We start from the raw sequence: 4,127 nt of genomic DNA on the forward strand, positions 1-4,127 counted from the left end.
CGGCGGAGCTGGCCGGGCAGGCCCGGGTGGGCCTGGAGGGCCGGGAGGCGCCGGCCGCGCGCGCGGCGCTGGCCTTCGCCGAGGGCCTGCTGCTGGCCGAGGAGGATCCGGCGGGCGCCGGGGCGCGGTTCGTCCGCTCGGGCGCGCTCTGGCGGGAGATCGGGCGCCCGTACGAGCAGGCGCGGGCCGAGGAGCGGGCGGCGACGGCGGTGGCGGGGGTGGACCGGGCGGCGGCCGGGGAGCGGATCTCCGCCGCCGAGCGGGCCTACCTGGCGCTGGGCGCGGCCTCGGACGCGGCCCGCTGCCAGCGGCTGCGGCGGGAGCTGGGCCTGGGCCGGGCGGCCTCGCCGGGGCGGCGCGGCTACGGCGAGCGGCTGTCCCCGCGCGAGCGGCAGGTCGCGGAGCTGGCCGCCGAGGGCGCGGCGAACCAGGACATCGCCCGGGCGCTGTTCCTGTCGACCCGTACGGTCGAGCACCACGTGGCCGGTGCGCTGCGCAAGCTCGGGGTGGGGCGGGCGGGGCTGCGCGAGGCGCTGGCGGCGGAGCAGGACCCGGCCTGAGGCGGGGTGGGGAAGGAGGGTCCCGCCCGCTCCCTCAAGGGGCGGGACCCGGTTCGGGGGGTCGGCCGTCAGCCGTGCCGGTGGTGGCCGGAGCGTTCGACGAGCCGGGAGAGCCGGGCCAGCCGGGCCAGGCCGGGGCGGCGCAGGGCGCTGCCGCGGCGGGCGGGCAGGACCAGCCCGGGGTCGGGGGCGGTGAAGTGGGCGTCGGCGTAGAGCCGGAGCCGTTCGCGGCGGGTCATGGGCGACCTCCGGGGGGTGAGGGTCGTCGGTGCGGGGCGGGCTCCAGGAAACCGGTCGGGGCGGGGTTCGAACAATGCGTACCGCTACCCAATCCCGGCCCGAATCCTGGGTAGGGCCCGTGTCGGCCCGGGCCCGAACCGCCCGGCCCCGCTCGCGGACGATCCGTCAACCGGTGCTGCTGCGGTCGGGTGAAGTTCGCTCCCGACCGGCATCGGCGGCCGTCCCGGCAGGTACGTGGTGCTGCTGTCCGTACCGATCACCTCCCGACCGCGAGGTTCCCGTGTCACGTGTCCGACGACTGCGACCACGTCCGCCGCACGTCCTGTCCGCGCTGTTGGCGGTGGTGCTCGGCGCGGGCGCCGCCGCCCTGGCGCCGCCGCTGCCCGCGGGGGTCCCGCAGACCGGACACCCCGTCACGGCGGTGAAGGCGGCGCAGGCGAAGCCGCGCGGCGCCGGGACGCAGCGCCCGATCGGCCCGGACCCGGTGGTGGACCTGCTGGCGCACGGCAATCTGACGATGGCCTCCAACTCGGTGCTGACCTGCGACGACAGTGACGGCACGGTCTGCTCGGACACCGAGGGCTCGAACAACGGCCGGACCAAGTTCGTCAAGGTCGACCCGAACGCGCCGGGCCCCAACGCCTCCTCCGCGCAGCTGCTGCTGCCCGCCGGGGCGACGGTGCTCTCGGCCCGCCTGTACTGGCAGTTCAACCCGACCAACACCAGTACCGCGGGCGGCACCTCCGGCGACATCAACAAGGGCAACCTGGTCTCCTGGAAGGTCCCGGGGGCGAGCGGCTACCAGCAGGTGACCGCGGACACCTACGACTGGTTCGACCAGAAGGTGGGCGGGAACCCGCCCGAGCCGCTGCTGGCCGGCGGGGCCGTCAAGGACGTCACCGCCGAGGTCAGGGCGGCCGGTCCCGGCAGCTACACCGTCGCCGACATCCAGGCGTGCGCCGGCCGCTCCTCCGCGCAGAACTTCGGCGGCAACAACGTCGGCTGCTGGGGCGGCTGGTCGCTGGTCGTCGCGTACGAGGACCAGGCCCAGCCGCTGCGCTACCTCCAGGTCTGGGACGGCTACCAGCTGCTGCGCGACCCCGACAACTCGACGACCCTGACCCTGGGCGGCATCCGCACCCCCGCCACCACGGCCCCGCGGGCCACCATGGGCATCACCGTGGGCGACGGCGACGCGCCGATCGCCGGGGACACCCTGGCCGTCGGCTCCACCCCGGAGAACCTGGTCCTGCTGCCGATGCCCGGCCCCACCGGGATCGGCACCGACAACGCGTTCACCAGCCGCATCGACCACGTCGCGGCGGACGGCACCGGCACCAACATCACCACCCGCGACCCCGACCCGGTCAACAACTACGGCTACGACGCCCGGATGATCGACGTCACCGGCAAGATCCCGGCCGGCGCCGAGCAGGCCCTGGTCCGCATCAGCGGCGCCGGCGACGCCCTGGAGCCGCAGGCCGCCTGGCTGGCCCTGGACGCCCTCGAACCCGACCTGCGGATCACCAAGGCCAACACCCCGCCCGGCAGCCCCGACGACACCCCGCCCGGCCTGGTCGGCCCCGGCGAGACGATCACCTACACCTTCGCGGTCGCCAACCGCCGCCAGGACGGCAGCTCCACCGACCTCGACACCGCCACCGGCGTCACCGTGACCGACACGATCCCGGCCGGCACCACCTTCGTCCCCGCCTCCAACCCGGACTGCACGGCGAGCGGACGGACCGTCACCTGCGCCGTGCGCGACCTGCCCCCGGGCGCCGAGGCCGACGTCGCCTTCCAGGTCACCGTCGACGCCTCGACCGCCGTCGGCACCCACCTCGACGACACCGCCGCGCTCCACTTCCGGGGCAGCCAGACCCAGCGCGCCCAGGAGCGCACCAGCAACACGGTGCGCAACACCGTCGCCGCGGTGCCCGGCTACACCGTCGTCAAGACCGCCCAGCCCACCAGTGCCAAGCCCGGCGACACCGTCCGCTACCGGATCCAGGTCACCAACACCAGCCAGGTCGACGCCCCCGGCGTCACCCTCACCGACGACCTGGCCGGCGTGCTGAACTCCGCGGCCTACAACAACGACGCCACCGCCGACCGCGGCCGGGCCCAGTTCGCCGGCACCACCCTGACCTGGAGCGGCGACCTGCCCGTCGGCGCCACCGCGACCATCGGCTACTCCGTCACCGTGCACTCCGCGCTGACCGCCGACGCGGTGCTGCGCAACGCCGTCACCTCCACCACCTACCCGAACAACTGCGCGCAGGGCTCGACGGACGCGCGCTGCCGCGCCGAGGTGCCGGTCACCGTGCCGAGCCCGAGCCCCAGCCCGAGCCCGAGCCCGACGTCCTCGCCGAGCCCGAGCCCGAGCCCGACGTCCTCGCCGCACCCCGGCCCCAGCCCGTCCCACACCCCGCCCGGCCACGGCCACGACCACGGCGGGCAGCTGCCCGAGACGGGCAGCGACGCGGCCCGGCTGCTGCCCGTCGTCGGGCTCGCCGCGCTCGGCGCCGTCGCGGCGGGCGTGCTCCTGCTGCGCAGGAGCCGCCGCACCCGCTGAACCCGGTGACGACCGTCCCTACGGCCGCGTCCACGCCTCGCGTGGGCGCGGCCGCGCGCCGTCGTGAACCCTGCGTACACGTCCGCGTTGATCGTCTGTCTACCAAGGCTTCCTAGCGTCCTCCCCGTACCGGCCCGGCTGACGGGCCGTCACCGATGGGAGAACTCTCGTGCTGCGCAAGACCCGCGCCCTGCTCACCGGCTCGATCGCCGTCCTGGCGCTCAGCCTCACCTCGACCACCTTCAGCGCCAACGCCGCCGGCGACCAGAGCGGCATCGACGCCTGCGCCCGCGAGGCCAAGGCGGCGGGCTTCGCGAAGGACAAGTCCAGCCAGGGCCGCAACGACGACGCGATCTACGCCGTGGCGATCGCCATGGCCGAGTCCGGCTGCGACCGCCTGGCCGTCCACACCAACCTGCCCACCGACCCCGACCCGGGCACCAAGGACCTCGGCGCCTGGCAGATCAACGAGCGGTGGTACCCCGACGTCCACTACCGCGACGCCGACGTCGTCACTCCCGAGAACTGGCAGGACATGGGCTGGTCGGCCCGCAAGGCCAAGGCGATCGACGAGGACGGCACCGGCCGCGGCTGGGCCTCCTGGGCGGCCTGGAACCTGGGCACCTACCAGAAGTTCCTCGGCCAGGCCCGCGACGCGGTCTACCGCGTCTGGTGACGCGCCGCGTTCCCGGCCAGGGCCGCCACCGTCACCTTGTCCGTCGTGGTCAGCACCGCCTCGACGAAGTCGTCCA

4 protein-coding genes are annotated in these 4,127 nt (G+C 75.3%); 3 read left to right on the forward strand and 1 reads right to left on the reverse strand.

All coding sequences use genetic code 11. The features are described 5' to 3' along the window. The coding region (locus tag AB0E96_RS39045) for a helix-turn-helix transcriptional regulator (protein WP_359831284.1) at window positions 1–560 on the forward strand (560 nt) is incomplete at its 5' end. A gap of 68 nt (window positions 561–628) precedes the next feature. On the opposite strand, the gene AB0E96_RS39050 is transcribed toward AB0E96_RS39045, so the two are convergent. Next, window positions 629–799: a hypothetical protein gene (locus tag AB0E96_RS39050; RefSeq protein WP_359831286.1), complete on the reverse strand. Its 171-nt coding sequence runs from the start codon at window positions 797–799 to the stop codon at window positions 629–631. Between the two features lie 281 nt (window positions 800–1,080). Between AB0E96_RS39050 and AB0E96_RS39055 the strand changes: the two genes are divergently transcribed. Together AB0E96_RS39055 and AB0E96_RS39060 are read left to right on the forward strand one after the other, a co-directional pair. Continuing rightward, window positions 1,081–3,375 carry an LPXTG cell wall anchor domain-containing protein gene (locus tag AB0E96_RS39055; RefSeq protein WP_359831288.1) on the forward strand — a complete coding sequence of 765 codons (2,295 nt, stop codon included), beginning with the start codon at window positions 1,081–1,083 and terminating at the stop codon, window positions 3,373–3,375. 169 nt (window positions 3,376–3,544) lie between these two features. Further along, window positions 3,545–4,051 (forward strand): hypothetical protein, encoded by a 507-nt coding sequence (locus tag AB0E96_RS39060; RefSeq protein ID WP_359831290.1) that lies wholly within the window; start codon window positions 3,545–3,547, stop codon window positions 4,049–4,051. Window positions 4,052–4,127 lie beyond the last annotated feature (76 nt).

Origin of the sequence: Kitasatospora sp. NPDC036755, from assembly GCF_040636595.1 — a bacterium.
Taxonomy (GTDB): domain Bacteria; phylum Actinomycetota; class Actinomycetes; order Streptomycetales; family Streptomycetaceae; genus Kitasatospora.

Excerpts from the sequence above, each read along its gene's own strand:
- AB0E96_RS39050 (WP_359831286.1), bottom strand. The coding sequence starts at position 799 with ATGACCCGCCGCGAACGGCTCCGGCTCTACGCCGACGCCCACTTCACC.